Source organism: Camelimonas sp. ID_303_24, from assembly GCF_053543495.1.
In genome coordinates this window covers 103,569-129,852 of sequence record NZ_JBLLJM010000013.1, presented here as the reverse complement: position 1 = coordinate 129,852, position 26,284 = coordinate 103,569, and the positions used below count along the sequence as shown (strand labels likewise).

Below are 26,284 nucleotides of genomic sequence, written 5' to 3'. Positions count from 1 at the left end.
GCTATATGGCGGCCGTTCTGATTCGGCGCCGCCTTTTGAAGGCATTGGCCGCAGGATACCCAGGCGCGACATTTCGTGATGGCGCTCCCCCAAAGGGGCTCCACAGGCAAGGCGCCAGGCAGACAAGGCATTTTCAGGCTCATCGCCCAAAGAAAATGCATAAAATCAAAGGGATATAGCAAAATCCGGCTGATTGCCCCGGGTTTTGCCCTGATCCGCCCGGAGCGCCGCTCCGGAGCGCCCAGAGGACGAGGAGTTTCAAGATGACGGTTCGGGTTGCCATCAACGGGTTCGGACGCATTGGCCGCAACGTGCTGCGCGCTATCGTCGAGTCCGGCCGCACTGACGTCGAGGTCGTGGCCATCAACGACCTGGGCCCGGTGGAAACCAACGCGCACCTGCTGCGCTATGACTCCGTGCACGGCCGCTTCCCGGCCGACGTGAAGGTTGACGGCGAGAACATCGTCATCAACGGCAAGGCCATCAAGGTCACCGCCGTGCGCGACCCGGCCGAGCTGCCGCACGCCGCCCTCAACGTCGACGTCGCCTTCGAGTGCACCGGCATCTTCACCTCGAAGGACAAGGCCTCGGCCCACCTGAAGGCTGGCGCGAAGCGCGTGCTGGTGTCGGCCCCGGCTGACAACGCCGACCTGACCGTGGTGTACGGCGTCAATCACGACAAGCTGACGAAGGACCACATCGTGGTCTCGAACGCCTCGTGCACCACCAACTGCCTCGCTCCTGTCGCCAAGGTCCTCAACGACCTCGTCGGCATCGAGAAGGGCTTCATGACCACGATCCACGCCTACACCAACGACCAGCCGTCGCTGGACCAGATGCACAAGGACCTGTACCGCGCCCGCGCGGCGGCCCTGTCGATGATCCCGACCTCCACCGGCGCCGCCAAGGCCGTCGGCCTGGTGCTGCCGGAGCTGAACGGCAAGCTGGACGGCACCTCGGTGCGCGTGCCGACCCCGAACGTCTCGGTCGTCGACTTCAAGTTCATCGCCAAGAAGGCCACCTCGGTCGCCGAGATCAACGACGCCATCAAGGCCGCCGCCAACGGCGCCCTGAAGGGCGTGCTGGCCTACACCGATGAGCCGAACGTCTCCATCGATTTCAACCACCATCCGGCCTCGTCGATCTTCCACATCGACCAGACCAAGGTGCTGGAAGGCAACCTGGTGCGCGTGATGTCCTGGTACGACAATGAGTGGGGCTTCTCCAACCGCATGTCCGACACCGCCGTCGCCATGGCGAAGCTGATCTGATCACCATCAAGGCAATCTGGCGCGACCCTGCGGTCGCGCCAGACGTCTTTCGGGGACGCCGGGCGCCGCCGCCCGGCGTGGGGGCAACAGCAAGATCGCCAGGCAGCCGGGCAACAGGTCCCGCCGGACCAGCCTGACCTGCGAAGGCGCTATCTTTTTGAAGTGACGCGTTTTCCGGACGCCGGGCGACCCGCTCCGCCGGAAGGCGCCTCAACTGGCGCGATCTGATCCGCCGCCGCAAGGAACCCAGGAGACTACCCATGAGCGCCAGTTCCTCCAGCCGCGTTGAACCGGAGGCTCCCTCCTTCCCCGCTCCCGTCACGCCCGCGTCGAAGCCCGAGGCTTCCGCGAAGGCCGCCAGCGCCGACATCGCGCCGGCTTCCGCCGACCAGCTGGCCAGGCTTGAGGACAAGCTCGCCCGCATCGAGGAGAAGCTGGCCCGCTCCGAGGCGCAGGTCCTGCGCATGGAAGACCGCATCGAGCACAACACCGGCGTCACCGGCGTGCTGGCCAGCCAGGAATCGGTCGATCGGGTCTATTCCCGCCTGCGCATGCTGCCTGGCTTCCCTTCGCTGATCGTCGCCGCCATTCTGGCTGGCGTGATCGCCGCGGCCCTCATCGCCCTTGTCCAGCGCTTTGGACTGACAGGATAAGCTCCATGACATTTCGCACGCTCGATGACGCGAACCTTGCCGGAAAGCGCGTTCTGCTGCGCGTCGACCTGAATGTTCCGGTCGAGAACGGCCGCGTCACCGACGCCACCCGCATTGAGCGGATCCTGCCCACGATCCAGGAAATCGTGAAGGCTGGCGGCAAGGTCATCCTGCTCGCGCATTTCGGCCGCCCCAAGGGCCAGCGCAGCGAGAAGGACAGCCTGAAGCCGATCGCCGCCGCCCTCGCCAGCCACCTCGGCCAGGACGTCGCCTTCGCCGACGACTGCATTGGCCCCGCCGCCGCTGACGCCGTGGCGAAGCTGGCCAACGGCCAGGTTCTGTTGCTGGAGAACACCCGCTTCCATGCGGGCGAAGAGAAAAACGACCCGGAGTTCGTCAGGGCGCTGGCCGCCAGCGGCGATATCTACGTCAACGACGCCTTCTCCGCCGCCCACCGCGCCCACGCCTCCACCGAGGGCCTCGCCCGCGTGCTGCCAGCCTACGCCGGCCGCACCATGCAGGCTGAACTGGAGGCCCTGACCAAGGCGCTGGAGAAGCCGGTGCACCCCATCGTCGCCGTTGTCGGCGGCGCCAAGGTGTCGAGCAAGATCGACCTGCTGGAAAACCTGGTCAGCAAGGTTGACGCGCTGATCATCGGCGGCGGCATGGCCAACACCTTCCTGCTCGCCCAGGGCCTGGCGGTCGGCAAGTCGCTGGCCGAGAAGGACCTGGCCGACACCGCGCTGCGCATTCTCGCCGCCGCCGAAAAGGCCAATTGCGCCATCGTGCTGCCGGTCGACGCCGTGGTGGCGAAGGAGTTCGCCGCGGGCGCCCCGTCACAGACCTATGGCGTCGACGCCATTCCGGCCGACGGCATGATCCTCGACGTCGGCGCCCTGTCCATCGACCGGGTGCGCGCGGTGATCGACGACGCCGCCACCCTGGTGTGGAACGGCCCGTTCGGCGCCTTCGAGATCGCGCCGTTCGATCGCGGCACCGTCGCGGCCGCCCAGCATGCGGCGGCGCGCACAAAGGCGGGCAAGCTGATGTCGGTGGCGGGCGGCGGCGACACCGTCGCGGCGCTCAATCACGCCGGCGCGGCGGATGATTTCAGCTATGTCTCGACCGCCGGCGGCGCCTTCCTCGAGTGGCTCGAAGGCAAGGAGCTGCCTGGCGTCGAAGCCCTGCGCAAGGCCTGATTTTCGTGAGGCGCGTGGGTTCTCCCACGGCCCACGCATCGAAAATTCCATCAACCGGACGCGCCAGGGGGCTGGCGCTTCCGCACCACGACCGGGACGCCCACACGCCGCCAGGCGACGGCGCGGCCCCCCGATCCTCCGGAGGACACACAATGAATCTTGCTGAACTGAACAAGGTCGCTGAAGCGATGGTCGCGCCCGGCAGGGGCATCCTGGCCGCCGACGAGAGCTCCGGCACCATCAAGAAGCGCTTCGACGCCATCAATGTGGAGTCGACGGAAGAGAGCCGCCGCGACTATCGCGAGCTGATGTTCCGCGCCACCGATGCGATGACCAACAACATCTCCGGCGTCATTCTCTATGACGAGACCCTGCGTCAGAACGCCAAGGATGGCACGCCGCTGGCCCGCATCATCGAGCAGGCCGGCTCGATCCCGGGCATCAAGGTCGACGCCGGCGCCAAGCCGCTGCCGTTCAGCCCCGGCGAAACCATCACCGAAGGCCTCGACGGCCTGCGCGAGCGTCTGGCCGAGTACTACAAGCTCGGCGCCCGCTTCGCCAAATGGCGCGCGGTGATCGACATCGCTCCGGGCATCCCGAGCTGGAACTGCATCAACGCCAACGCCCAGGCCCTGGCCCGCTACGCCGCCCTGTGCCAGGAAGCGCAGATCGTGCCGATCGTTGAGCCGGAAGTGCTGATGGACGGCGACCACACCATCGAGCGTTGCGCCGAAGTCACCGAGTGGACGCTGAAGGAAGTGTTCCAGCAGCTGTTCTACGCCCGCGTGGCGCTGGAAGGCATCGTGCTGAAGCCGAACATGATCATCTCCGGCAAGAAGTGCCCGCAGCAGGCTTCGGTCGCGCAGGTCGCCGAGGAGACCATCAAGGTCCTGAAGCGCACCGTGCCGTCCGCCGTGCCGGGCATCGCCTATCTGTCGGGCGGCCAGAGCGACGTCGACGCCACCGCGCACCTCGACGCCATGAACAAGCTCGGCGGCTTCCCCTGGAAGATGACCTTCAGCTACGGCCGCGCCCTGCAAGCCGCCCCGCAGAAGGCCTGGGCCGGCAAGCAGGAGAACGTCGCGGCCGCCCAGCAGGCTTTCGCCCACCGCGCCCGCATGAACGGCCTTGCCTCGAAGGGTGAGTGGAACAAGGGCCTGGAAGGCTGATTCCCTGACCACCGGATCCGGCGGCGCGTCATCGCCCGCCGGCTGCTCCCAAGAACCCGCGCTCCGGCGCGGGTTTTTCTTTTCTGGCTCTCGCGCGGTTTTTTCTTGGGCTCTGGAGCGGGTTTTTTGTTGGCCATCAGGGGCCGCCGCCAGCTACTCCGACCAGGTCACGGATTGCAGATGACCGCCAGCGCGCATGACGGTCAATCAAGGCAGCCATCGCCAGACCTCCACGCCCAAACCAGATGCCCGGCGCCATTTCCGCCTTGTTTGCCGTTCATGGAGCACCATTGCATCCGCCCGCCAGTCCGCCAGAGTCTCCCGCTGGCGGATGCATCTGGCGGGCGAAGAATGCTATCAGGGTTGAACCGGCCGGACCGGAATTTTGCCCTGGCTCCCGAAATGAAGCATTTTCCAGCGCAGCGCCCACCGCTTCTGGCCTGCTTCGCCCGACAATGCTTCTGGAACACGATCGATGACAGACACCGCCCGCCTCTATCTCGTCACCCCGGTCGTCAGCGACGCCGCGACCTTTGCGCCTGTGCTTGACGCCGCATGCGGCGCCGGCGAGACGGCCGCCCTGCTGTTGCGCCTCGCCCCGGCGGATGACCGCACCCAGATCAACCGGATCAAGCAACTCGCGCCCGTCGCCCAGCAGCACGGCGCGGCGGTGCTGGTCGACGCCTCGCCCCAGGCGGCGGTGCGCGGCGGCGCCGACGGCGTGCACCTCACCGCGCCCGATCAGGAAACCCTGGAGCTGGCGCTGGAAACCTTGCAGCCGGATCGTGTGGTCGGCGTCGGCATCTCCGGCGCCGAGTTGCGCCACGACGCCATGATCGCCGGCGAAGCCAATGTCGATTATTTGATGTTCGGCGGCTCCGGCCAGGACGACAACGCCACGCTGGAGCAGGCCGAATGGTGGGCCGGCGTTTTCGCCACGCCCTGCGTCGCCTGCGCCGGCTCCCTGGATCAGGTCGGGCCCCTCGCCGCCACGGGCGCGGAGTTCGTCGCCCTCGGCCCCTGGGCGTTTGACGGCGACGTGGCCGACACGGTGCGGCAGGCGTTGCAAATTCTGGCAAGCACGGAGGTCGCGACCGCATGACAGCGCGCAAACTTTCTGGCGCGGCCGTCCTCCTGGCGCTGGCGCTCGGCTCCGCCGCCCCAGCCGCCGCCCAGAGGGCCTTTGAGGCGCCCTCGGGCGCCCAGGTGCCGGTGCTGCCGTCAGATGGCGTCACCTTGCCCCGCCCTTCCCTGCAGCCTGGCCAGCCAGGCGCGCCCTCCTTCACCCAGCCGGCGCCGCCGCCGGCGCCGGTGGCGGGCGAGCGACTGGTCAACGGCCCGCAACTGCCCAGCGCCATCGATGCCGGCCTCGCCGACGCGGGCCTGTCGGAGCCGGGCCGCGCCAGGACCAAAACGCCGCCGAAGCTGACGCCGGCGCCGGGCGCCGACATCGCCTACGGCGCCTACCAGCGCGGCTATTACGCCACGGCGATGAAAGAGGCCGAAGCGCGGCTGCAAGCCAATCCGCGCGACGGGGCGGCGGCGACCCTGCTCGGCCTGTTGTATGAGCGCGGCCTCGGCGCGCCGCTCGACCTGGCGAAGGCTGCGCACTGGTACGCGGAAGCTGACAGGGCCGGCTCGGCGGCGGCGACGTTTTCCCTCGCCATGATGACCCTGCAAGGTCGCGGCGTCGACAAGGACGAGACCGAAGGCAGGCGCCTGCTGGAAAAGGCCGCCGCGGCGGGCGATGCGTTCGCCAACTACAATCTGGCGCTGCTGCGGTTGTCCGCCGGCTCCCCGGAGGCCGACCGCGAGGCCGTGAAACTGCTGCAACGCGCCGCCGACGCCGAGACGCCCGAAGCGCAATACATGCTCGCCACGCTGTACCGGAAGGGGCGCGGAACGGCGGCGGACGATATCCGCGCCACGCAATTGTTGCGACAGGCGGCGGAGAACCGGCTGCTGGCGGCCGAGGTCGAATACGCGATCGCCCTGTTCAACGGCAATGGCGTGCACAAAAACGAGGCCGGCGCGGCGCGGCTGTTCCTGAAGGCGGCGCTCGACGGCAACGCCGTGGCCCAGAACCGCATCGCCCGCCTGCTCACCGTCGGGCGCGGCGCGCCGCGCAACCTGATCGAGGCCGCCGGCTGGCACCTGCTCGCCTCCGGTCAGGGCCTGGACGACGCCTGGCTCGACGAAGCGCTGAAGGGCCTGACCCCGGCCGAGCGCAGCAAGGCGGAAGCCTTCGCCGCGAAGCACCGGGAGCCGCTGGTTGGCGCCACCCAGTAATTCCGGTGCTTGACGCCTCGCCGCGCGCGGGGCACATGGTTCTCAATCTGTCGTCCCCAACATATTCCGGTCCGCGCCGGATTCCTCTGGGCGGGCTTTCGCCGCGCCGTCCGGAGGCATCCTGTGTTTTGGCCGGACCATCGGAGCGTCTCCGGCAAAGGTGGCTTCCACCCCGCGCCTGGACGATGCGCCACCCTATCGATAGCGTATTCCCACGTGAGCTGGTTTCACCGGAATGCCCTGGCAATGCGGCGCCGCTCATTCGCGGCGCCTGACCTGAACGAGCCCGCACCATGATCCGTTCCCCCCTGATGACCGTCATGACCGACGCGGTAGCCAAGGCGGCCAAGTCGCTGAAACGCGATTTCGGCGAGGTCGAGCAGTTGCAGGTTTCCCGCAAGGGCCCGGGCGACTTCGTCTCGGCGGCCGACCGCAAGGCCGAGGACATCCTGCGCGCCGCCCTGGAGAAGGCCCGCCCCGGCTACGGCTTCGTGCTGGAGGAGGGCGGCGTCATCGCAGGCTCCGACGCCACCCACCGCTGGCACGTAGATCCGCTCGACGGCACCACCAACTTCCTGCACGGCCTGCCCCACTTCGCCATTTCGGTGGGGCTGGAGCGCGATGGCCAGCCGGTGGCCGGCGTGGTCTACAACCCCATCAGCGATGAATGGTTCATCGCCGAGAAGGGCAAGGGCGCCTTCCTGAACAACCGTCGCCTGCGCGTCGCGGGCCGCCAGTCGCTGGACCAGGCCGTGCTGCTGTGCGGCATCCCGCACATCGGCCGCGGCGACCACGAGCGCTTCCTGCGCGAGCTGTCGCACATGATGGTGAACTTTGCCGGCATCCGTCGCCAGGGCTCGGCCGCGCTCGACCTGTGCTATGTCGCCGCCGGCCGCGCCGACGCCTATTGGGAGCGCAACCTCAAGTCGTGGGACATGATGGCCGGCCTGTGCATCCTGCGCGAGGCGGGCGGCTTCGCCTCCGATCCGGAAGGCGGCGATGATCCGGCCGGCGCCGGCTCAGTCGCCTGCGGCAACGAATACATGCACCGCGAGTTGCTGAAGGTCATCCGCCGCGCCAATCCGGCCTCGGCGGCCAAAGGCGCCTGAGCAGCCGATCCGGCCCCCTGCCACAACCTGAATGACCAGCCCTCCGGCCGCGCCGGAGGGTTTTTTGTTGCGCCAGACCATTGCTGCACCAGCCAAAAGTCAACCGGCCCATCCGGACACGGCCGTGCCCGGATGACCAGGGGGCGGCCAGGACCGTGAATCATGTAGCAACGAACCTGTGGCGGGCGCGACAGGAACGGCGCGCGCGGCGCGGGTTCGCGCCGCCGGCAACCGGGCGCGCCTTGCGAAAAATTCCGGTGAGTTCGGCCGCGACGGGTCGCGCATCACGGCGGAGCGTGGTTACATCGCCCCGCGTCGCGACCAGCGTCGCGCGCGGAACCATGGAGGCCAGGGCGTAATGGACGGGACCGATCAGACCATAGTCCGGACGCCGCGCATCCATCTCGTGCGCATGGTGGTGTTCCTGATCCTCGTCGGGTTCCTGACCTGGATCCTGCAACAGCCGGTGCGCGCCGCGTTTCTCAACAATCCAGGCCTGAACGGCCTTATCGGCGTCTGTCTCGTGGTCGGCGTCGTGCTGGCGCTGGCCCAGGTTTTCCGGCTGTTCATCGCCTCCGGCTGGATCAACGCCCACTGGGCCAGCCGCCGCCCTGGCGAGCAGCTGCGGCCCGGCCGCAATCCGCCATCGCTGGTGCGCCCGGTCGCCGCCATGCTGGCGGACGAGAAAACCCCGCTCAACGCCACGCTGATGCGGGCAATCCTCGACTCCATCGCTTTCCGCCTCGACGACGCCCGCGACATCCTGCGCTATCTTGCCGGCCTGCTGGTGTTTCTTGGCCTGCTCGGCACCTTCTGGGGCCTGCTGGAGACCGTCAGCTCCGTTGGCGGGGTCATCAAGGCCATGCGCGGCGGCGGCGAGGCCGGGGTGTTGCTGGAGGAACTGAAGGCCGGTCTCGCCGCGCCGCTCTCCGGCATGGGCATCTCGTTCTCGTCCTCGCTGTTCGGTCTGGCCGGCTCGCTGGTGCTGGGCTTTCTCGACCTGCAACTGGGCCAGGCCCAGGGGCGGTTCTACAACGGCCTGGAAGAGTGGCTGGCCCATGGCCTCGCGTCCTCGCCGATCGATGAGAACGGCGAGCCCTCCGGCGCGTTGCTGGGGGAGCTTGGCCAGCTCAACCAGAACATCGCCGCCGCCACCGCCGCCCTCGTCAACGCCGCCCACAGCCTCTCCAGCCACGGACGCGCCGCGCAGGAAGCCGCCAGGCAGGCGGCGGATGCGGCAACCCATGAGCGCGAAGCCGGACGCCCCGGCGCCGCGCCCCAGCCCGATCCGGCCATTGGCCGCCTCGCCGACGGCATTACCGACCTGGTGCAGAACATGCGCCGCGAGCAGCAACTGATCCGCGACTGGGTGGAATCCCAGGCCGAGCAGCAGCGCCGCATCCAGGCCTCGCTCGACCATCTGCTGCGCCTGCGCTCCGGATCCGAGTGATGGCCCAGCTATCGCGCGGCCGCCGCGAGCGGCGCACCCTCGACTACTGGCCCGGCTTCGTCGACGCCCTGTCGACGCTGGTGCTGGCCGTGGTGTTCATGCTGTCGATCTTCGCCATGCTCCAGTTTTATCTGGGTCAGGAGATCAGCGGCAAGGATTCCGCCCTGACCCGGCTTAACCGGCAGATTTCAGAGCTGACCGAATTGCTGGCGCTGGAAAAGTCCCGCGGCCGCAGCCAGTTGCTGGAACTTGACCGGCTGCGCAGCTCCCTCGCCGCGCTCGACGCCGAGAAAACCCGCCTGCAGGGCCTTGCCGACGGTTCCGCCGGCGCGGCCGGCCGCCTTGGCGCGGTGACCGGCGAACTGGACGCGCAGAAGCAGATTTCCGCCAACGCTTTGTCACAGGTGGAATTGCTGAACCAGCAGATGGCCGCCCTGCGCAGCCAGCTGGCGGCGCTGGAGCAGGCGCTGTCCGCCTCGGAGGCGCGCGACAAGGAAAGCCAGGCCCGCATCGCCGACCTCGGCAGCCGGCTCAATGTAGCGCTGGCCCAAAGGGTGCAGGAGCTGGCGCGCTACCGGTCGGACTTCTTCGGCCGCCTGCGCCAGATTCTCGGCGAGCGCGACGACATCCGCATCGTTGGCGACCGCTTCGTCTTCCAGTCGGAGGTGCTGTTCGACACCGGCTCGGCGACGCTCAGCCCGCGCGGCCACGCCGAACTCGACAAGATCGCCAGCGCCATCACCGAGCTGACCCGCACCATTCCCGCCGACATTCCATGGGTGTTGCGCGTCGATGGCCACACCGACGACCGGCCGCTGTCTGGCGCCGGCCAGTTCAGGAGCAACTGGGACCTGTCCGCCGCCCGCGCCATCGCCGTGGTGCAATATCTGGCCGGCAAGGGCGTGCCGCCGCAACGCCTGCTGGCAGCCGGCTTCGGCGAATACCAGCCGCTGGAGCTGGGCGACAGCGACCAGGCCCGCGCCCGCAACCGCCGCATCGAGATGAAGCTGACGGAGCGCTGAGGCGTTTTCGGGAAACCCGCCTCCACCCACCGTGCAGCCAGTTGGCGTCCATTCTGTTGCGTGCGGAATGCAGCTGTTTCTCAGGCCGCGTCGCTCTGGCCGCCGAACTGCAACCGCGCCAGACGGGCGTAAAGGCCGCCGGCGGCGGTCAGCTCCGCGTGCGTCCCCTGCTCAGCCAGCATGCCGCCATCCATGACAAGGATGCGATCCGCCGAGAGCACGGTCGCCAGCCGGTGCGCCACCACCAGCGTGGTGCGCGAAACCATCAGCCGGTCAAACGCCTCCTGCACCAGCCGCTCGCTTTCAGCGTCGAGGGCCGAAGTCGCCTCGTCGAGCAGCAGGATCGGCGCGTCCTTCAGCACGGCGCGGGCAATGGCGATGCGCTGGCGCTGACCGCCGGACAGGGTGACGCCGCGCTCCCCGAGCTGGGTGTGGTAGCCCTCCGGCAGGGCTGAAATGAAATCGTCGGCGGCGGCGAAGCGGGCCGCCTCGCGCACTTCCCCGTCGCTGGCGTCAGGCCGGCCATAGCGGATGTTGTCGGCGACGCTGGCGCCGAAAATCACCGGATCCTGCGCCACCAGGGCAAACCGGGCGCGCCAGTCGGCCGGATCGGCGGCGCGGGCGTCGACGCCGTCAACGCGAACCGCGCCGCGCGCCGGATCGTAAAACCGCAGCGCCAGCTGGATAATGGTGGTCTTGCCGGCGCCCGACGGCCCGACGATGGCGATGCGTTCCCCCGGCGCGGCCGTGAAGCTGACGCCACGCAGGGCCCGGTCTTCCGGCCGGCCAGGATAAGAGAACCAGACGTCGTCGAAAACCAGCTCGCCGCGGGCTGGCGCCGGCATCGGGGTCGGCGTTGGCGGCGCGGTGATGGCGGCCTGCGTCGCCAGCAACTCGCCCAGACGCCCGGCCGCGCCGGCGGCCTGGGCGATTTCGCTCCACACCTCGCTCAATTGCCCCAGCGCGCTGGCGGCCAGCACCGCGAACAGCAGGAATTGCGACAGCCGGCCAGCGCTCATGCCGCCGGTCAACACGTCGTGGGCGCCATACCACAGCACGCCCACCACGCTGGCGCTGATGAGGAAGATGGCGAAGCCGGTGAGCAGGGCGCGCGCGCTGATGGCGTCGCGGGCGGCGCCGAAAGCAAATTCAGAGGCCGCGCCGAAACGCTGCGCCGTCGCCCGCTCGGCGCCGAAGGCCTGCATGGTCCGCGCCGCGCCGATCGCCTCAACCGCATAGGCGGAGGCGTCGGCCAGCCGGTCCTGGGCCGCGCGCGACCGGCGACTGACGCCGCGACCGGAAAAGATCAGCGGCAGCACGATCAGGGGAATCGCCCCCAACACCAGCAGCGACAGGCGCGGGCTGGTCACCACCATCATCACGGCGGCGCCAACAAACATGAACAGGTTGCGCAACAGCACCGAGGCGCTGGCGCCGAACGTCGCCTTGATCTGCGTGGTGTCCGCCGTCAGGCGCGACACCACCTCGCCGCTCTTCACGCTGTCGAAAAACGCCGGGTCAAGGCGGGTCAGATGGCGGAATACGGCCGCCCGCACATCCGCCACGATGCGCTCGCCCAGGGTCATCACCAGGTAGTAGCGGGCGGCGCTGGCGATCGCCAGCACCAGCGCGACGCCGCCAAGGCCAAGGAAATAGGAGTTGAAATTGCCCTGCCGGGGATCGAAGCCGAAATCCACCAGACGCCGGACCGCGACCGGCAACGCCAGCGTCGCCGCCGCCGCGACAACCAGCGCGACCAGGGCAACAAGCATGCGGCCGCGATAGGCGACGGCGAACGGCCAGATGGCGCGCAGGGCGGAAAAATCTGCGCGGCGGCGCTTCCGCGCCGGTTCTGCCGGCGACAGGGCCGCGCCCACGGTGTCGTTGCTCATGATCCACCCTGCCGAAGACCGGCCATTTGCTGCAATGCGCGCCGATGCCGCGCATCCGGGGCCACGCAAGGCGCCCCCGGAAATACTGGCCCCGTATACACCCGAACGCCAACGCGTGCGCAATCAGCGACAACGTGTCCGGCGGGAGGACGCGCGACGGCGGCGCGCTGCCAGGGCTGTGACAAATCCGCGTCGCGTGCGGCCAGCAAGAGCGTCAAAGCCTTGTCATGGGCCGTTTGCCAGGCTATAGGAGCCGGCAATTCGGATATTTTCCAGATACGTATTCGCCTGCCCCGTCGTCGGGCGGGGCACGAGGATGTGGTTATGAAGCCTGACACCCACCCCCAGTACCACACCATCAAGGTCGTGATGACCAATGGCACGGAATTCGTCACCCGCTCCACCTGGGGCAAGGAAGGCGATCAGCTGAACCTCGACATCGACCCGTCTTCGCATCCGGCGTGGACCGGCGGTTCGCAGCAGCTGATGGACCGTGGCGGCCGCGTGTCGCGCTTCACCAACAAGTTTGGCGGCCTGAGCTTCGGCAAGAAGTAAGCTCCGCTTCCAGACACACGGAAAACCCCGGCCTCGCCGGGGTTTTTTTTGTTGCTGCGCCGCTGGAGCGTTTTCCGGTCCATCCAATCCGTCTGACAGACCGGAATTCGCTCGCCATATGGCTCTGGAGCGGGGTTCCCTCCCGCAGGTCAAATCCGGCAATAAAAAAGCGCCGGGCGGCGCCGGCGCTCTGGTCATGCGGATGTGGCGGGGCCCCTCAGGCTCCCATCATCTGCTCGGTATGATAGTCGCCATTGGCGTTGACCGCCGGCGGCGCCACGAGGCCACGGGCCGCCTTGCGCGCTGGCGCCTGGGGCTGGCCGCTGAAGGCGGCGCGCAGCAGGCTGAGTTCCCGCCGCACGGGCGAGGGGCGCGGCGCGTCGAGCGCCTCACTGGCGTCGATGTGAAGAATCCGCAGCTCCAGCCGGGCGGCGGCGCCGATCAGCGCGCCAAGGCGCTCGGGCAGGATGGCGATGGTTTCAAGGGTCGGGGTCGGCTCCACAAAGCCCATGCTCTTGCGGCGTTCGACATCCGCCTCCTCCGGCGTCATGTCGCCATCGGCCACAGCCCGCCGCAGGATCAGCCAGCTCATCAGCCGCATCAGCCGCGTGGTCAGCCGCATGCCTTCCTGGGCATAGGCGTGCGCGGCGCCCGCCTCAAGCTGCGCCGCATCCTGGCGCCCCCCGCCATCGAGATAGGCGGCGGTTTCCTCCACCAGGCTATTGGCTTCGCTGAACAGGGCCACAAACCCCGGCGTGGTGGCGTAGCGCGCGCCGAACGGCACAGGCGTGGCGACAGCTGACATGGTTGACGTCATCCCCGGCAAGAACTTTGGCAAGAACATTCCGCCGCGCCTCCGCCTGTCCACGCGCGTGGACGTCGCGAAAACGCCGTTAAGGGGACTTTAACCAGGCCGGCCTGGCGGGCCAGCTTTACCGCCCATTAAGTTTAACGCGCACTTTCTCTGGATGACGGTGGAAATCCCTTGCCGGGCGACCGCCACGACGCGCGGGCGGAGTCCAGGCGCGCAGTCCGCGCGGACAGGACCCGGAAAGGCATGAAACCACAAAGCCATGGGACCAGGGAGCCCATCAGGCCTGGAGCCTGGAGCCATAAAAAAAGCCCGCAAAGCCTGCGGGCTGAAAAGGCCATGCGCGAAATCGCTGGACCGCGCGCTCCGGTGAATAACCAGGGGCCGGGCCTGTGGCGGAAACCGCGCCCATCCGGCGGGCCAATCAGCAGCGCCTGGAGCGCCTTCCGATCAGCCGGAACGTCTGGGTCCAGCGGAATGCGCTCAAAATAAAGGCCCTAATGCGCCAGCCGCCCCTGCCCGGCCTGGCCAGCCTGCGCCCGCAGGCGGGCGGCCTCCGCTTCCAGTCGCTCCACCTGTTTGCGGTTGGCGCGGGCGGCGCGGCGGTAGCGTCCCTGAACCAGCCAGGAGGCGAAGCCGCCGAGCGCCACGCCGACAGCGACAGCGCCCAGCACAATCATATAGAGCGGCGCGGAAAACCCGACGCTCGGGGCGCCGGCTGCAAACGGATCCAGCGAGAACGTCACCGGCGTCCGGTTGGCGACGGCGATCAGCGCCAGAATGACAATCAGCGGCGCCAGCACCAGATATTTCACGAAAGTAGCCAAGCTTCCCTCCGGCCAGGCGCCCCATTGCGGACGCCACCATACCAGATGCTGGTCACATAATCAGGCCCGGGCCATGCCGGACGCCGTCCCGATCAGGGACATTGCGACCGGCGCCAGTCCGGCCGCGACCGTCTCACCCCTGCGCGACGGCCTTGACCTTGCCCTTGCCGGTGACCGGCGACTGGTTCAGGCGCACGCGCATTTCCTTGCCGGTCTTGAACACCGGCACGGCCTTCTGGTCAACCTCGACCGATTCGCCGGTGCGCGGGTTGCGGCCGACGCGAGCGTCGCGGGTCTTCACCGAGAAGGCGCCGAAGCCGCGCAGCTCCACCCGGTCGCCGCGCGACAGCGCCTGGGTGATCTCATCAAGAATGGCGCTCACAATGTTCTCGACGTCCCGCTGGTAGAGGTGCGGATTGTACTCCGCGATGCGCTGGACGAGTTCTGACTTGATCATGGACACACCCCCTGTATCGCCGGCGCCTGGGGGGACGGTTCGCCATCCCGGCCTGCGCCTGTGCTGTTTGCATCACCAGAGGCGCGGGCCGCCCTGCCGGCGAGCTCCGCGCGCTCCGAAAACTCAATGGCCGGCCGGGCCGGTCCACACGGCCAGCAGGCCTTCCATCTGCGATCCGTCGAGTTGGCCGCCGCGCTCCAGCGCCGACGCCAGACTGCCGAAGCCGGCGGCGCGGGCGAGCCCGGCGCTGACGCCAATCAGGCTGAGCCCCCGATCCTGGCGGCGACGCCACTCCCGCACTGGCAGCTCCTTCGCCAGGCCGCGGTTGGCCTCCAGCCACGCTATCGCGTCCTTTTCATCGCCGGTCTGGTCGATCAGACGCAACTGCAGCGCCTGACGGCCCGTGAAGATGCGCCCGTCGGCCACCTCGCCCAGCGCCGGTCCCTCCAGCTTGCGGCGCGTCTGCACCAGGGCGCGGAACCAGGCGTAGGAATCGCCAACCACAGCCGCCATGGCTTCTTTCGCAGCGGGCGACGCCGGCTCGAAGGGGTTGGGCGCCGCCTTGAGCGGACTGGACTTGATCTCGTCCACCTTGACGCCAACCCGGTCAAGCAGGCCGGCGAAGTTGGGAAATTGCATGATGACGCCGATGGAGCCGACCAGCGAGGTCTGCCGGGCGACAATGCGATCAGCGCCCATGGCGGCGATATAGGCGCCGGATGCGCCAAGCGTATTGATCACCGCAACGGTCGGTTTTTTCGCCGCCACGGCGCGGATGGCGTTGTAGACGTCTTCCGAACCAGCGACCGTGCCGCCTGGGCTGTCGATGGAGATCACCACCGCCTGGACATTGCTGTTGTCGCCCACCTGCTTCAGCAGATCGAGCGTCGACCGCGCGCCGGTGATCATGCCGCTGAGGCTGACCCGCGCCACATGCCGGCCGCCGGGCAACCGGTCCCGCGCCGCCGACAGGCCAACCGCCACGACCGCGACAATGGCGGCGAGAATGGCGAGCGCCCGCCAGCCGGTCAGGCGCCGCCGCAGGGCGCGCCGGTCGGTGAGCAGTTCGGCATTGGACAACATCTGGCCTCGACTCCACCCGTCTGCCGCTCCGGCGCGAACCGGAGCGCATGCCTCATTTGCCCGTCCCGGCGCGATCTGTCACCCCAAAAAACGCATAAATTACAGCGGGGCGAGGTTTTTCCTCGCTCACAATTGTGGCGGCAACGGCCGCCCGCCGGCGGAACGGCCAGTAACGCCCCAAACACAAACGGCCAGGCTGCGGGAGCCTGGCCGTCTGCGCGATCATGTCGCGACGGCCCGGAGGCCGCCGCAGCGATGTCTTGCTTCTTCGTCTTACTTCTTCTCGTTGGCGCGACGCAGCGCGGCGCCGAGAATGTCGCCAAGCGAAGCGCCCGAGTCGGACGAACCGTAGTTGGCGATCGCTTCCTTCTCCTCGGCCACTTCCAGCGCCTTGATCGACAGCTGGATGCGGCGGGCCTTGCGGTCGAACTGGACGACGCGGGCGTCGACCTTCTCGCCGGCGGCGAAGCGCTCGGGGCGCTGGTCGGCGCGGTCGCGAGCCAGCTCGGCGCGCTTGATGAAGGAGGTCAGGTCGCTGTCGGCGATCTTCACTTCCAGACCGCCGTCCTTGACCTCGAGCACCTCACAGGTGACCACCTGGCCGCGACGCAGTTCGCCAGCGTCAACGAAGGGGTCGCCGGCAAGCTGCTTGATGCCGAGCGAGATGCGCTCCTTGTCAACGTCGACGTCAAGAACCTGGGCGCGCACAACGTCGCCCTTCTTGAACTCTTCGATGACCTGCTCGCCAGGACGGTTCCAGTCGAGATCCGACAGGTGAACCATGCCGTCGACTTCGCCGTCGAGACCGATGAACAGACCGAACTCGGTCTTGTTCTTGACCTCGCCCTCGACCTCGGAGCCAACCGGGTGCGCTTCCGCGAAAGCTTCCCACGGGTTCTGCAGGGTCTGCTTGAGGCCCAGCGAGATGCGGCGCTTGACCGGATCGACCTCGAGGATCTGAACGTCGACTTCCTGGCTGGTCGAAACGATCTTGCCGGGGTGGACGTTCTTCTTGGTCCACGACATTTCGGAGACGTGGATCAGGCCTTCAATGCCCGGCTCCAGTTCAACGAACGCGCCGTAGTCGGTGATGTTGGTCACGCGGCCGGCGAGACGCGACTCAACCGGATAGCGCTGGGCGATGCCCTCCCACGGATCGGCCAGCAGCTGCTTGATGCCAAGCGAGATGCGGTGCGTCTCGTGGTTGATCTTGATGATCTTGACCTGGACGTTCTGGCCGATGGTCACCACCTCGGACGGATGGTTGACGCGGCGCCACGCCATGTCGGTGACGTGCAGCAGGCCGTCAATGCCGCCGAGGTCGACGAACGCGCCGTACTCGGTGATGTTCTTGACGACGCCCTCAATGACCTGACCTTCTTCAAGGTTGGCCACCAGCTCGGAACGGGCCTCGGCGCGCGTCTCTTCCAGCACGGTGCGGCGGGAAACGACGATGTTGCCGCGACGGCGGTCCATCTTGAGGATCTGGAACGGCTGCGGCACGCCCATCAGCGGGGTGACGTCGCGAACCGGACGGATGTCAACCTGCGAACGCGGCAGGAAGGCCACGGCGCCGTCCAGATCAACGGTGTAACCGCCCTTGACCTGGTTGAAGATGACGCCCTGCACCTTCTCGTTGCCCTCGAAGGCGCGCTCGAGCTTGATCCAGCTCTCTTCACGACGCGCCTTGTCACGGCTGATGACGGCCTCGCCGAGCGCATTCTCGATGCGCTCCAGGTAGACCTCGACCTCGTCGCCGACGGCGAGCGGCTGGTCGCGGCCAGGACCGTTGAATTCCTTGAGCGCCACGCGGCCTTCGGTCTTCAGACCGATGTCGATGACGGCAACGTCCTTCTCGATCGCAACGACCGTGCCCTTGATGACCGAGCCTTCCTGGGCTTCGGAGCGGCCGAAGGATTCTTCGAGCAGCGCCGCGAAATCTTCATGCGACGGCTGATAGGCGGTGGAAACTGAAGACATGCATGCTCCTGGAGCCCCATGGGGCCCATGCGTCGACGGCTGGCGTTGGGTTCCGTTCCACCTGCGGCGATGCGGCCTGGAGGGCCGGATCTTCTGCCTTGCGGCAGGCCGACGCAATCTATTGAACCGCCGGCGGAAACGCACTGGCGAAATGGCGAAATCAGCGCATCCCCAAGGAACCCGCCCATACATCTCCGCCATCATGCCAGATGGGCGCTGATATAAGGCAATGCGCCCCAATTCACAAGCTTTCGCCACGAGCTTTTACGGCAGGCTTTTGCAATCAAACCAGCTTCGCCACGGCGCCGTTTGTCTCCACCCGCCCACGCCGGGTCCGGACGCACGCCCTCACGGCCCGGCCAGGGCGCGCTCCCAGGCCAGCGCCTGCTCAAGCCGGTCATTGCCCCAGAACAGTTCGCCATCGCTGGCGATGAACGCCGGGGCGCCGAAAATGCCGGCGGCAATGGCAGCCTCCGTCTGGGTCCGCAGCGCCAGCTTCACCGCGTCGGAGCCCGCCGCCTGCAACACCGCATCCACATCCAGGCCTGCGCTGGCCGTCGCCAGCGATCCTCCAAAGCCTGCGCTGGCGACTGCCAGCGGGCCCTCAAGACCTGCGCTGGCGACTGCCAGCGCCTGGCGCAACGCCGCTTCCGAGAGGCCAAGCCCCTGCTCGAATTCGGCCGCGAACAGCGCCACGGTGTAGGCCGGCAACGCGGCTTCCGGCAGGGCGAGGGCGATGCGCGCCGCCTGCAACGAGTTTTGCGGGAATGGCTCCGGCCGCGTCAGCGCCAGACCAAGCCCGTCGGCCAGGCGGGCCACGTCGCGCCAGGCATAGACGCCCTTGGCCGGATAGACGTTGAACGGCGAGTCGCTCCAGCCGCTGGCGGCAAAGATTGGCCCCAGCAAAAACGGCCGCCATTGCAGGATGACGCCCGCGGCCGCAGCCTCGGCCTGCACGCGCCGGGCGGCGATCCAGGAATAATTGCTGGCAAAATCATACCAGAATTGCAGGCAGGGCTGATGTCCGCGCCGGGCCTGGGGACGCGGTGATCTTTCATCGGAGGGGCCGGTCATCCTGTGTCCTCAGAATTTGAACACGGAAGCGGCGGCGTCGCGGGAGGCGGCCTTGCCGGCCCGCGCCTGCTCCAGTCGGGCAATTTCAGCCCGCAACAGGGCGATGCGCTCGTCAAGCTCATGCAGCGACAGCGTTGACAGGTCCTGACCGACCTGGTGCTCCGGCTGCTGGCCTGGCCGGCTGCGGGGCTCATCCCCGAACGGATCGCTCATCACGCCCTCCTCTCGCGCTGCGTGCGCCGCCGCCATTGTCCGGCGGCGGCGTTTGCAACAAGGTAGCCGCAGCCTGGGGCCGGGTCGACGGTTGATTCCGCCGGCGCCGGACGGCCTCCCAGCCGCAGCATTACGGAGCCTTGCGCATGTCAACGCCTGACGCCCTGCCGAAATCCATGAACGCCATCGAAATCACCGCGCCAGGCGGCCCGGACGTCCTGAAACTGACGCAGCGGCCGGTTCCCGCCCCCGGCGCCGGCGAAATCCTGGTCCGGGTGACGGCGGCGGGCGTCAACCGGCCAGACGTGCTGCAGCGCGCTGGCGGCTATCCGCCGCCGCCCGGCGCCTCGGACCTGCCAGGTCTGGAGATCGCCGGCGAGGTCGTCGCGGCAGGCGATGGCGCCAACCGCTTCCCCGTTGGCGCCCGGATCTGCGCCCTGGTCGCGGGCGGCGGCTACGCGAAATACGCCGTTGTGCATGAAAGCAACGCCCTGCCTGTCCCCGCCGGCTTCAGCGACCTGGAGGCGGCGGCGCTGCCGGAAACCTTCTTCACCGTCTGGACCAATGTGTTTGAACGCGGCGGCCTTGTCGCCGGCGAGACCCTGTTGGTGCATGGCGGGACCTCGGGCATCGGCACCACCGCCATCATGCTGGCGAAGGCGTTTGGCGCACGGGTGTTCGCCACCGCCGGAACCGATGAGAAATGCGCGGAATGCCTGCGCCTTGGCGCTGACCTCGCGATCAACTACCGCACCCAGGATTTCGCGAAGGAAGTGAAAACCGCCACCGGCGGCGCCGGCGTCGAGGTCATTCTCGACATGGTCGGCGGCGACTACATCCAGAAGAACTACGAGGCCGCCGCCATGGACGGGCGCATCGTCCAGATCGCCTTCCTCAACGGGCCGAGGGCCACGGTGGATTTCACGCGGCTGATGATGAAACGGCTCACCCACACCGGCTCAACCCTGCGGGCGCGCCCGGTGGCGGCCAAGGCGTCGATCGCCCGGGCGCTGGAGGAAAAGGTGTGGCCGCTGCTGGCTTCCGGGGCCATCCGTCCGGTGATTCACGCGCAATTTCCGCTGGCTGAAGCGGCTGCGGCTCACGCCCTGATGGAATCCAGCGCCCACGTCGGCAAGATCATGCTGGTTCCCTGATCCAGCGCCGCCTGTGCGCCGGTCATCGTCAGAACGGCCGGGAACGGGGCGCGAACGTGATTGCGCTCCGGCCCGTCGGGGTTTATATCTGTCACGTTCCCCTCCAGTTCTGATTTTCGTATCCGCAGGATACGCGCTCCGGCCGAAAGCCGGGTCGGAGCACAGGAGGAGTTTGCTTTTTCCGTTCTCCGCGCGCGGCGCGTCGAGAACCCATCGGAGGAATTGATCGCATGTCCGCCGGACCGCTGATGCCGAAAGCCACCGCCATCTGGCTGGTGGACAACACCTCCCTGACGTTTGAGCAGATCGGCGACTTCTGCAAGCTGCACCCGCTTGAAGTGAAGGGCATCGCCGACGGCGAAGTCGCCGCCGGCATCAAGGGCCTCGATCCGGTGACGGGCGGCCAGCTCGCCCGCGAGGAAATCGAGAAGGGCCAGAAGAACCCGGACTACCGCCTCAAGCTGCAGGAATCGCGCGTGCGCCTGCCAGAGGTGAAGCGGTCGCGCGGCCCGCGCTATACGCCAGTGTCGCGTCGCCATGATCGCCCCAACGCCATCCTGTGGCTGCTGCGCAACCACCCGGAGCTGAAGGACGCGCAGATCATGCGTCTGGTCGGCACCACCAAGAACACCATCCAGCAGATCCGCGAGCGGACCCACTGGAACATGGCCTCGCTCAGCCCGATGGACCCGGTGACCCTGGGCCTCGCCTCGCAGATCGACCTTGACCTCGAAGTGAGCAAGGCCGCCAAGGACCGCCCCCCGTCCATGGACGAAGGCGGCCAGACCCTGCTGCCGGCGGAAGTCACCACCGCCGAGCCGGAAAGTCCGTTCGGCGGCAATCCGTTCGGCGAAATCAAGCCGCCGCGCCGCGAGGAAGAGAAGATCGACGTCGGCTCGGTGTTCTCGAAGCTTGGCGGCGCCGCGAAGCGCGGCCACGACGAGGACGACGACTTCTGAGGCGGCCCCGGCCCGAAGCATCCGCCAGAATATATAATCCATATCAAAGCAATGGCCGGACCCAGCGTCCGGCCATTGTCTTTTTGACGCGCGCGCTCAGGGCAATCCCCGAGGCGGAAAACCGGGAGCGCCCGGCCGCCCACCTCCGGTGATCGCCATCCGTCGCCGACCGGTCCCGCCCGGGCCTCGCGCCCCAAACCATTTCCCTGAACACGCTCCTGGGTCACGGCCAGGCGATGGCGGCAGCGTTTGCGGTTGCGTTGCGCCTTAATTCGTAATAATCGAAGTTACATGAAACGCGACAGCCGACTTTCCTCCGTGCTTCACGCCCTGCTCCACATGGCTGAACGCGATGGGCCGATGACGTCCGAAGAGCTCGCCCACTGCCTGCACGCCAATCCGGTCGTGGTCCGCCGCACCATGGCGTTCCTGCGCGAGGCCGGCATGGTTGGCTCCACGCCGGGGCGCGCCGGCGGCTGGGTTCTGACCGCGGACCTTGGCGCCATCAGCCTGCGCCAGTTGCATGAGGCGCTGGGCGAGCCGGCGATCTTCGCCATCGGCAATCGCAACGAAACGCCTGTCTGTCTTGTCGAACAGTCGGTCAACGCCGTTCTGAACACGGCGTTCGCCGAAGCGGAAGCCCTGCTGATGCAGCGGTTTGAACACATATCACTCGCCGATCTGGCGGCGGATTTCAGGCGCCGGCTTCCCCATGCCGGCGTGCAAGGGGAATGAACCATGCGCCATGATGTGATTGTGATCGGCGGCGGCTACGCCGGCATGGCGGCGGCGCTGCAGCTGCTGCGGGCGCGCCGCCAGGTGCTGGTGATCGACGCTGGCCAGCGCCGCAACCGCTTCGCGCGCACATCGCACGGCTTTCTGGGCCAGGACGGCGCCGCGCCGGACGCCATCGCGTCCACCGCCCGCCAGCAGCTTGAACGCTATCCCACCCTGAGCTGGATCGACGGCGAGGCCGCCCAGGCGTCCGGCGCCCGCGATGCCTTCAGCGTCAGCATGCCGGATGGCGTGGTCCATGGGGGCCGCCGGCTAGTGTTTGCGACCGGGGTCGCCGATCTGCTGCCAGAGATTCCTGGCCTTCAGCAGCGCTGGGGCGTCTCGGTGTTCCATTGCCCCTATTGCCACGGCTATGAGCTGGCGCGCGGCCGCATCGGCTGCATCGCCACGGGACCGATGTCGGCGCACCAGGCCGCGCTGCTGACCGAATGGGGCGACGTCACCCTGTTCACCAACGGCGCGCTGGAGCTGGACGCCAGCGCGCGGGCTGAGCTGGCCCGGCGCGGCGTTGCGATCGAAGCCACCCGGGTTGCCGCCGTGACGCGGCAGGCGACGGTGCAACTGGCGGATGACCGGACGGCCGACTTCGCCGGCCTGTTCGTCGCCCCTCGCAACATTCCGGCCTCTTCCCTGGCCGGGCAACTGGGGTGCGCGCTGGAGGATACGCCCTTTGGCCAGCAAATCCGCACCGACGCCACGAAGGAAACCTCGGTTCCAGGCGCCTTCGCCTGTGGCGACGCGGCGCGCGCGCCGCACTCCGTCTCGCTGGCCGTGGGCGACGGCGCATGGGCGGGCGGCCAGGTGCACCGCTCCCTGGTGTTCGACCACGCCGCGTAAACGCATTCCCCGGTTGCACGGCTTCCTGTTGCGCCGCGCCCCGACGCCGTCCAACCTGTCGCCGCGACAGGGCGCTGCGCGCGCCCGGCGCGACGGACGCGGATCAGCCGGCAGGGAGGCATTTCATGGAAAAGCGGGAACTGGGTCGTTCAGGCATTCACATTCCGCCGCTGTGCTTCGGCGGCAATGTTTTTGGCTGGACGGCGGATGGCGCCACCTCCTTCGCCCTCCTCGACGGCCTGCGCGAGGCGGGGCTCAATTTCATCGACACGGCGGACGTCTATTCGGTCTGGGCCCCGGGCCATGTGGGCGGCGAGTCGGAAACGGTGATCGGCGACTGGCTGGCGGCGCGCGGCGGCCGCGACAGGATGGTCATCGCCACCAAGGTCGGGGCGCAGCTGGCGCCGGACAAAAAGGGCCTGAAGCGCGGCTGGATTGAAAAGGCCGTCGAGGATTCCCTGCGGCGCCTGCGCACCGATTACATCGACCTCTACCAGTCGCATTTCGACGACCCGGACACGCCGGTGGAGGAGCCGCTGGAGGCCTACGCCGCGCTCATCAAGGCCGGCAAGGTGCGGGCCATCGGCGCCTCCAATTTTTCGGCGGAGCGCCTGGCGGCGGCGCTGGCCGCCAGCGACAAGGGGTTGCCCCGCTACGAAACCTTCCAGCCCGAGTACAATCTCTATGCCCGCGACAGCTATGAGGGACCGTTGCAGGAGCTGTGCGCCGCCGGGGGCCTGGGGGTGATTCCCTATTTCGCCCTGGCCGCCGGCTTCCTCACCGGCAAATACCGCTCTGAGGCGGATTTCGGCAAAAGCGCCCGTGGGGCCAGGTCGATCCAGAAATATCTCAATCCGCGCGGCTTCAGAATTCTGGACGCGCTCGACGCGGTCGCCGCCCGCCATGACGCGACGCCGGCGCGCGTCGCCCTGGCCTGGGCGATGGCGCAGAAAACCATCACCGCGCCCATCGCCAGCGCCACCAGCCTCAGCCAGTTGCAGGAACTGGTCGCCGCCTCGCAACTGCGCCTCACCGGCGCCGACCTCGGCGATCTCGACGCCGCCAGCGCCCGCTGACCCAGCCCAAGGCAACATGAGCAGGGGGGACATGATCATCCGGCAGAGGGCGTCTCCCGGGCGGCGCGCCCCTGCCTGATGGGACAGGCTTTCGCGGACAGCCGGACCTGTTCCGGCCATCCGCGCACCCCCGCGCTTCCTGCGCATCGACAACCCGACGCCCACGCCGCAAGGACGAAGGCGAGGACAAAAGCGAAGGGAACGGGAGCCAAGCTCCCCTCCCCGGCCAGTTCAGACGCGCGGCTTGCCCAGCGCGTCGGCGACCTCGTCCAGCACCGTCGCGTCCTCGATGGTTGCCGGCATGGTCCAGGTCTCGTCGTCGGCGATCTTCTTCATCGTGCCGCGCAGGATCTTGCCGGAGCGCGTTTTCGGCAACCGTCCGACCGTCACCACGGTCTTGAACGCCGCGACCGGGCCGATTTTCTCGCGCACCAGCGCCACCACTTCCTTCTCGATGTCGATGGGGCTCTGGGTGACGCCGCTTTTCAGCACGATGAAGCCGCAGGGAATTTCGCCCTTGATGGCGTCCTTCACGCCAATCACCGCGCATTCGGCCACAGCCGGGTGCATGGCGATGACCTCTTCCATGCCGCCGGTGGACAGGCGGTGGCCAGCGACATTGATGATGTCGTCGGTGCGGCCCATGACGAAGATATAGCCGTCCGCGTCAATGAAGCCGGCGTCGCCGGTGCGGTAATAGCCAGGGAAATCCTCCAGATAGCTGGAGCGGAAGCGCGCCTCGTCATGCCACAGGTTCGGCAGGCAACCCGGGGCCAGCGGCAGCCTGATCGCCACCGAGCCCATGGTTCCCGCCGGAACCTGCTTGCCGGCCTCGTCGAGGATCTGCACGTCGTAACCCGGCATTGGCACGCCGGTTGACCCATATTTCACCGGCAACTGGCCCAGCCCCACCGGATTGCCGGCGATGGCCCAGCCGGTTTCCGTCTGCCACCAGTGGTCGATCACCGGAACCTTCAGCACCTTTTCGGCCCACTGGATGGTTTCCGGGTCGGCGCGCTCGCCGGCGAGGAACAGGGTGCGAAAGCCCTTCAGATCATATTTGCTGACCAGCTTGCCCTCGGGGTCCTCCTTGCGGATGGCGCGCAGCGCCGTCGGCGCGGTGAACAGCGCCTTCACCCCATGCTCGGAAATGACCCGCCAGAACGCCCCGGCGTCCGGCGTTCCCACCGGCTTGCCTTCATACAGCACGCTGGTCGCGCCATAGACCAGCGGCGCGTAGACGATGTAGCTGTGGCCAACCACCCAGCCCACGTCCGAGGCGGTCCAGAACACCTCGCCCGGCTCGATGCCATAAAGCCCCTTCATCGACCAGTTGAGGGCGACCAGATAGCCGCCCGTGTCGCGCACCACGCCCTTGGGCTTGCCGGTCGTGCCGGACGTATAGAGCACGTAGAGCGGCGCCGTGGCGTCCACCGCCACGCAATCCACTGACTTGCCGGCGACCCGGGCCTTGTCCACCAGCGCCGCCCAGTCATGGTCGCGGCCCTTGCACAGTTTCGCCTCGGCCTGCGGACGCTGCAGGATCACGCAGGCGCCAGGCTTCGCCTCCGACATCTCCAGCGCATCATCAAGCAGCGGCTTGTAGGGCACAATGCGCGCGCCCTCGACGCCGCACGACGCCGCCAGCACCACCTTGGGCTTGGCGTCGGCGATGCGCGTCGCCAGCTCGCGGGCGGAGAAACCGCCGAACACCACCGAATGAATGGCGCCAAGCCGGGCGCAGGCCAGCATGGCGAACGCCGCCTCCGGCACCATCGGCATGTAAATGACGACCCGATCGCCCTTGCCGACGCCCAGATCATGCAGCACGGCGGCGAGCAGGGTCACCTCGGCCAGCAGACCATTGTAGGAAATCACCCGCTTCGCGCCGGTTACCGGGCTGTCATAGATGATCGCCGGCTGGGAGCCGCGCCCGCGCTCGACGTGACGGTCAACCGCGTTGTAGCAGGCGTTCAGCCGGCCGCCCTCGAACCAGCGGCCGTAGACGCCCGCGGCCGGGTCAAAAATCCTTGTCGGCCGCCGCATCCAGTCGATGCCCTGCGCCGCTTCCTTCCAGAACTCCTCCGGATGGCGCGTGGCGCGCTCCCGGACGTTGAAATAGCTGCTGGCGTTCGCTGGTTGCGCGCCCGCGGCTCCCGACTTCTGGACCACGTTGTTCCTCAGGGTTGGAGCGCGCCAAAGCAGCGCGCCCTGGGTAACGATGCGACGGCGCCAGGGGCAGGGCATCAAAGCCCGCGGCAAACCCGGGACCAGCCGCACGGTCGCCCGCGACCGGCGGCGGATATCCAACGTCTGGAAGCCGGCCGTCTCCGGCCAGGACCAGGCGTCGCCGCTGACGCGAACCATCCCGATCATATCTCCAGCCGTGCGCCAGCGCACCCTCAACCT

24 protein-coding genes are annotated in these 26,284 nt (G+C 67.9%); 15 read left to right on the top strand and 9 right to left on the bottom strand.

Annotated elements, in window-relative coordinates:
* Nucleotides 1-263: 263 nt before the first annotated feature.
* The 9 genes from gap to ACERNI_RS13145 all read left to right on the top strand — a co-directional run bounded on the left by gap (nt 264) and on the right by ACERNI_RS13145 (nt 10,162).
* Nucleotides 264-1,271, top strand: a complete 1,008-nt coding sequence (gene gap / locus ACERNI_RS13185) for a type I glyceraldehyde-3-phosphate dehydrogenase (RefSeq protein WP_448833733.1) — start codon at nt 264-266, stop codon at nt 1,269-1,271.
* Between the two features lie 260 nt (nt 1,272-1,531).
* Nucleotides 1,532-1,924, top strand: a complete 393-nt coding sequence (locus ACERNI_RS13180; RefSeq protein ID WP_448833732.1) for a hypothetical protein — start codon at nt 1,532-1,534, stop codon at nt 1,922-1,924.
* A gap of 5 nt (nt 1,925-1,929) precedes the next feature.
* Nucleotides 1,930-3,123: a phosphoglycerate kinase gene (locus ACERNI_RS13175; RefSeq protein ID WP_448833731.1), complete on the top strand. Its 1,194-nt coding sequence runs from the start codon at nt 1,930-1,932 to the stop codon at nt 3,121-3,123.
* A gap of 152 nt (nt 3,124-3,275) precedes the next feature.
* A complete protein-coding gene (locus ACERNI_RS13170; RefSeq protein WP_448833730.1) occupies nt 3,276-4,292 on the top strand; it encodes a class I fructose-bisphosphate aldolase in 1,017 nt (338 codons plus the stop codon).
* Nucleotides 4,293-4,767: 475 nt separating this feature from the next.
* Nucleotides 4,768-5,394 carry a thiamine phosphate synthase gene (locus ACERNI_RS13165; protein WP_448833729.1) on the top strand — a complete coding sequence of 209 codons (627 nt, stop codon included), beginning with the start codon at nt 4,768-4,770 and terminating at the stop codon, nt 5,392-5,394.
* Nucleotides 5,391-6,581 (top strand): tetratricopeptide repeat protein, encoded by a 1,191-nt coding sequence (locus ACERNI_RS13160; RefSeq protein ID WP_448833728.1) that lies wholly within the window; start codon nt 5,391-5,393, stop codon nt 6,579-6,581. Before ACERNI_RS13165 ends, ACERNI_RS13160 begins: the two co-directional genes overlap by 4 nt.
* 293 nt (nt 6,582-6,874) lie before the next feature.
* Nucleotides 6,875-7,690, top strand: a complete 816-nt coding sequence (locus ACERNI_RS13155; RefSeq protein WP_448833727.1) for an inositol monophosphatase family protein — start codon at nt 6,875-6,877, stop codon at nt 7,688-7,690.
* Nucleotides 7,691-8,048: 358 nt separating this feature from the next.
* Nucleotides 8,049-9,140: a flagellar motor protein MotA gene (locus tag ACERNI_RS13150; protein ID WP_448833726.1), complete on the top strand. Its 1,092-nt coding sequence runs from the start codon at nt 8,049-8,051 to the stop codon at nt 9,138-9,140.
* Nucleotides 9,140-10,162 (top strand): peptidoglycan -binding protein, encoded by a 1,023-nt coding sequence (locus tag ACERNI_RS13145; RefSeq protein WP_448833725.1) that lies wholly within the window; start codon nt 9,140-9,142, stop codon nt 10,160-10,162. Before ACERNI_RS13150 ends, ACERNI_RS13145 begins: the two co-directional genes overlap by 1 nt.
* Before the next feature lie 80 nt (nt 10,163-10,242).
* Here the strand turns inward: ACERNI_RS13145 and ACERNI_RS13140 are convergent, their stop codons facing one another.
* Nucleotides 10,243-12,054 carry an ABC transporter transmembrane domain-containing protein gene (locus ACERNI_RS13140; RefSeq protein ID WP_448833724.1) on the bottom strand — a complete coding sequence of 604 codons (1,812 nt, stop codon included), beginning with the start codon at nt 12,052-12,054 and terminating at the stop codon, nt 10,243-10,245.
* A gap of 324 nt (nt 12,055-12,378) precedes the next feature.
* Between ACERNI_RS13140 and rpmE the strand changes: the two genes are divergently transcribed.
* Nucleotides 12,379-12,609, top strand: coding sequence for a 50S ribosomal protein L31 (rpmE, locus tag ACERNI_RS13135; protein ID WP_132007735.1), 231 nt, complete (start codon nt 12,379-12,381; stop codon nt 12,607-12,609).
* A 217-nt stretch (nt 12,610-12,826) separates the two neighbouring features.
* On the opposite strand, the gene ACERNI_RS13130 is transcribed toward rpmE, so the two are convergent.
* The 7 genes from ACERNI_RS13130 to ACERNI_RS13100 all read right to left on the bottom strand — a co-directional run bounded on the left by ACERNI_RS13130 (nt 12,827) and on the right by ACERNI_RS13100 (nt 19,054).
* A complete protein-coding gene (locus ACERNI_RS13130) occupies nt 12,827-13,414 on the bottom strand; it encodes a DUF1465 family protein (RefSeq protein WP_448833723.1) in 588 nt (195 codons plus the stop codon).
* A 503-nt stretch (nt 13,415-13,917) separates the two neighbouring features.
* Nucleotides 13,918-14,247, bottom strand: a complete 330-nt coding sequence (locus ACERNI_RS13125; RefSeq protein ID WP_448833722.1) for a lipopolysaccharide assembly protein LapA domain-containing protein — start codon at nt 14,245-14,247, stop codon at nt 13,918-13,920.
* Nucleotides 14,248-14,380: 133 nt separating this feature from the next.
* Nucleotides 14,381-14,704 (bottom strand): integration host factor subunit beta, encoded by a 324-nt coding sequence (ihfB, locus tag ACERNI_RS13120; protein WP_191319133.1) that lies wholly within the window; start codon nt 14,702-14,704, stop codon nt 14,381-14,383.
* Between the two features lie 123 nt (nt 14,705-14,827).
* The gene (gene sppA / locus ACERNI_RS13115; protein WP_448833721.1) at nt 14,828-15,787 is read right to left on the bottom strand and encodes a signal peptide peptidase SppA; all 960 of its coding nucleotides are present in this window, start codon (nt 15,785-15,787) and stop codon (nt 14,828-14,830) included.
* Nucleotides 15,788-16,060: 273 nt separating this feature from the next.
* Nucleotides 16,061-17,767 carry a 30S ribosomal protein S1 gene (gene rpsA, locus ACERNI_RS13110; protein WP_448833720.1) on the bottom strand — a complete coding sequence of 569 codons (1,707 nt, stop codon included), beginning with the start codon at nt 17,765-17,767 and terminating at the stop codon, nt 16,061-16,063.
* A gap of 348 nt (nt 17,768-18,115) precedes the next feature.
* The gene (locus tag ACERNI_RS13105; protein ID WP_448833719.1) at nt 18,116-18,841 is read right to left on the bottom strand and encodes a DsbA family protein; all 726 of its coding nucleotides are present in this window, start codon (nt 18,839-18,841) and stop codon (nt 18,116-18,118) included.
* A 9-nt stretch (nt 18,842-18,850) separates the two neighbouring features.
* On the bottom strand, nt 18,851-19,054 hold the full coding sequence (locus ACERNI_RS13100; protein WP_448833718.1) for a DUF1192 domain-containing protein: 204 nt from the start codon (nt 19,052-19,054) through the stop codon (nt 18,851-18,853).
* Between the two features lie 146 nt (nt 19,055-19,200).
* On the opposite strand from ACERNI_RS13100, the gene ACERNI_RS13095 reads away from it, so the two are divergent.
* The 5 genes from ACERNI_RS13095 to ACERNI_RS13075 all read left to right on the top strand — a co-directional run bounded on the left by ACERNI_RS13095 (nt 19,201) and on the right by ACERNI_RS13075 (nt 23,875).
* Nucleotides 19,201-20,208: an NAD(P)H-quinone oxidoreductase gene (locus tag ACERNI_RS13095; RefSeq protein WP_448833717.1), complete on the top strand. Its 1,008-nt coding sequence runs from the start codon at nt 19,201-19,203 to the stop codon at nt 20,206-20,208.
* A 230-nt stretch (nt 20,209-20,438) separates the two neighbouring features.
* Nucleotides 20,439-21,167 (top strand): DUF1013 domain-containing protein, encoded by a 729-nt coding sequence (locus ACERNI_RS13090; protein ID WP_448833716.1) that lies wholly within the window; start codon nt 20,439-20,441, stop codon nt 21,165-21,167.
* Nucleotides 21,168-21,458: 291 nt separating this feature from the next.
* The gene (locus ACERNI_RS13085) at nt 21,459-21,902 is read left to right on the top strand and encodes an RrF2 family transcriptional regulator (RefSeq protein ID WP_448833715.1); all 444 of its coding nucleotides are present in this window, start codon (nt 21,459-21,461) and stop codon (nt 21,900-21,902) included.
* A gap of 3 nt (nt 21,903-21,905) precedes the next feature.
* Nucleotides 21,906-22,799 (top strand): NAD(P)/FAD-dependent oxidoreductase, encoded by an 894-nt coding sequence (locus tag ACERNI_RS13080; protein ID WP_448833714.1) that lies wholly within the window; start codon nt 21,906-21,908, stop codon nt 22,797-22,799.
* A 125-nt stretch (nt 22,800-22,924) separates the two neighbouring features.
* Nucleotides 22,925-23,875, top strand: coding sequence for an aldo/keto reductase (locus ACERNI_RS13075; RefSeq protein ID WP_448833713.1), 951 nt, complete (start codon nt 22,925-22,927; stop codon nt 23,873-23,875).
* Between the two features lie 231 nt (nt 23,876-24,106).
* On the opposite strand, the gene ACERNI_RS13070 is transcribed toward ACERNI_RS13075, so the two are convergent.
* The gene (locus ACERNI_RS13070; RefSeq protein WP_448833712.1) at nt 24,107-26,047 is read right to left on the bottom strand and encodes a propionyl-CoA synthetase; all 1,941 of its coding nucleotides are present in this window, start codon (nt 26,045-26,047) and stop codon (nt 24,107-24,109) included.
* Between the last annotated feature and the right edge of the window lie 237 nt (nt 26,048-26,284).

Coding starts and splice junctions, on each gene's coding strand:
- gap (WP_448833733.1), top strand. CDS start 264: ATGACGGTTCGGGTTGCCATCAACGGGTTCGGACGCATTGGCCGCAAC.
- ACERNI_RS13180 (WP_448833732.1), top strand. CDS start 1,532: ATGAGCGCCAGTTCCTCCAGCCGCGTTGAACCGGAGGCTCCCTCCTTC.
- ACERNI_RS13175 (WP_448833731.1), top strand. CDS start 1,930: ATGACATTTCGCACGCTCGATGACGCGAACCTTGCCGGAAAGCGCGTT.
- ACERNI_RS13170 (WP_448833730.1), top strand. CDS start 3,276: ATGAATCTTGCTGAACTGAACAAGGTCGCTGAAGCGATGGTCGCGCCC.
- ACERNI_RS13165 (WP_448833729.1), top strand. CDS start 4,768: ATGACAGACACCGCCCGCCTCTATCTCGTCACCCCGGTCGTCAGCGAC.
- ACERNI_RS13160 (WP_448833728.1), top strand. CDS start 5,391: ATGACAGCGCGCAAACTTTCTGGCGCGGCCGTCCTCCTGGCGCTGGCG.
- ACERNI_RS13155 (WP_448833727.1), top strand. CDS start 6,875: ATGATCCGTTCCCCCCTGATGACCGTCATGACCGACGCGGTAGCCAAG.
- ACERNI_RS13150 (WP_448833726.1), top strand. CDS start 8,049: ATGGACGGGACCGATCAGACCATAGTCCGGACGCCGCGCATCCATCTC.
- ACERNI_RS13145 (WP_448833725.1), top strand. CDS start 9,140: ATGGCCCAGCTATCGCGCGGCCGCCGCGAGCGGCGCACCCTCGACTAC.
- ACERNI_RS13140 (WP_448833724.1), bottom strand. CDS start 12,054: ATGAGCAACGACACCGTGGGCGCGGCCCTGTCGCCGGCAGAACCGGCG.
- rpmE (WP_132007735.1), top strand. CDS start 12,379: ATGAAGCCTGACACCCACCCCCAGTACCACACCATCAAGGTCGTGATG.
- ACERNI_RS13130 (WP_448833723.1), bottom strand. CDS start 13,414: ATGTCAGCTGTCGCCACGCCTGTGCCGTTCGGCGCGCGCTACGCCACC.
- ihfB (WP_191319133.1), bottom strand. CDS start 14,704: ATGATCAAGTCAGAACTCGTCCAGCGCATCGCGGAGTACAATCCGCAC.
- sppA (WP_448833721.1), bottom strand. CDS start 15,787: ATGTTGTCCAATGCCGAACTGCTCACCGACCGGCGCGCCCTGCGGCGG.
- rpsA (WP_448833720.1), bottom strand. CDS start 17,767: ATGTCTTCAGTTTCCACCGCCTATCAGCCGTCGCATGAAGATTTCGCG.
- ACERNI_RS13105 (WP_448833719.1), bottom strand. CDS start 18,841: ATGACCGGCCCCTCCGATGAAAGATCACCGCGTCCCCAGGCCCGGCGC.
- ACERNI_RS13100 (WP_448833718.1), bottom strand. CDS start 19,054: ATGAGCGATCCGTTCGGGGATGAGCCCCGCAGCCGGCCAGGCCAGCAG.
- ACERNI_RS13095 (WP_448833717.1), top strand. CDS start 19,201: ATGTCAACGCCTGACGCCCTGCCGAAATCCATGAACGCCATCGAAATC.
- ACERNI_RS13090 (WP_448833716.1), top strand. CDS start 20,439: ATGTCCGCCGGACCGCTGATGCCGAAAGCCACCGCCATCTGGCTGGTG.
- ACERNI_RS13085 (WP_448833715.1), top strand. CDS start 21,459: ATGAAACGCGACAGCCGACTTTCCTCCGTGCTTCACGCCCTGCTCCAC.
- ACERNI_RS13080 (WP_448833714.1), top strand. CDS start 21,906: ATGCGCCATGATGTGATTGTGATCGGCGGCGGCTACGCCGGCATGGCG.
- ACERNI_RS13075 (WP_448833713.1), top strand. CDS start 22,925: ATGGAAAAGCGGGAACTGGGTCGTTCAGGCATTCACATTCCGCCGCTG.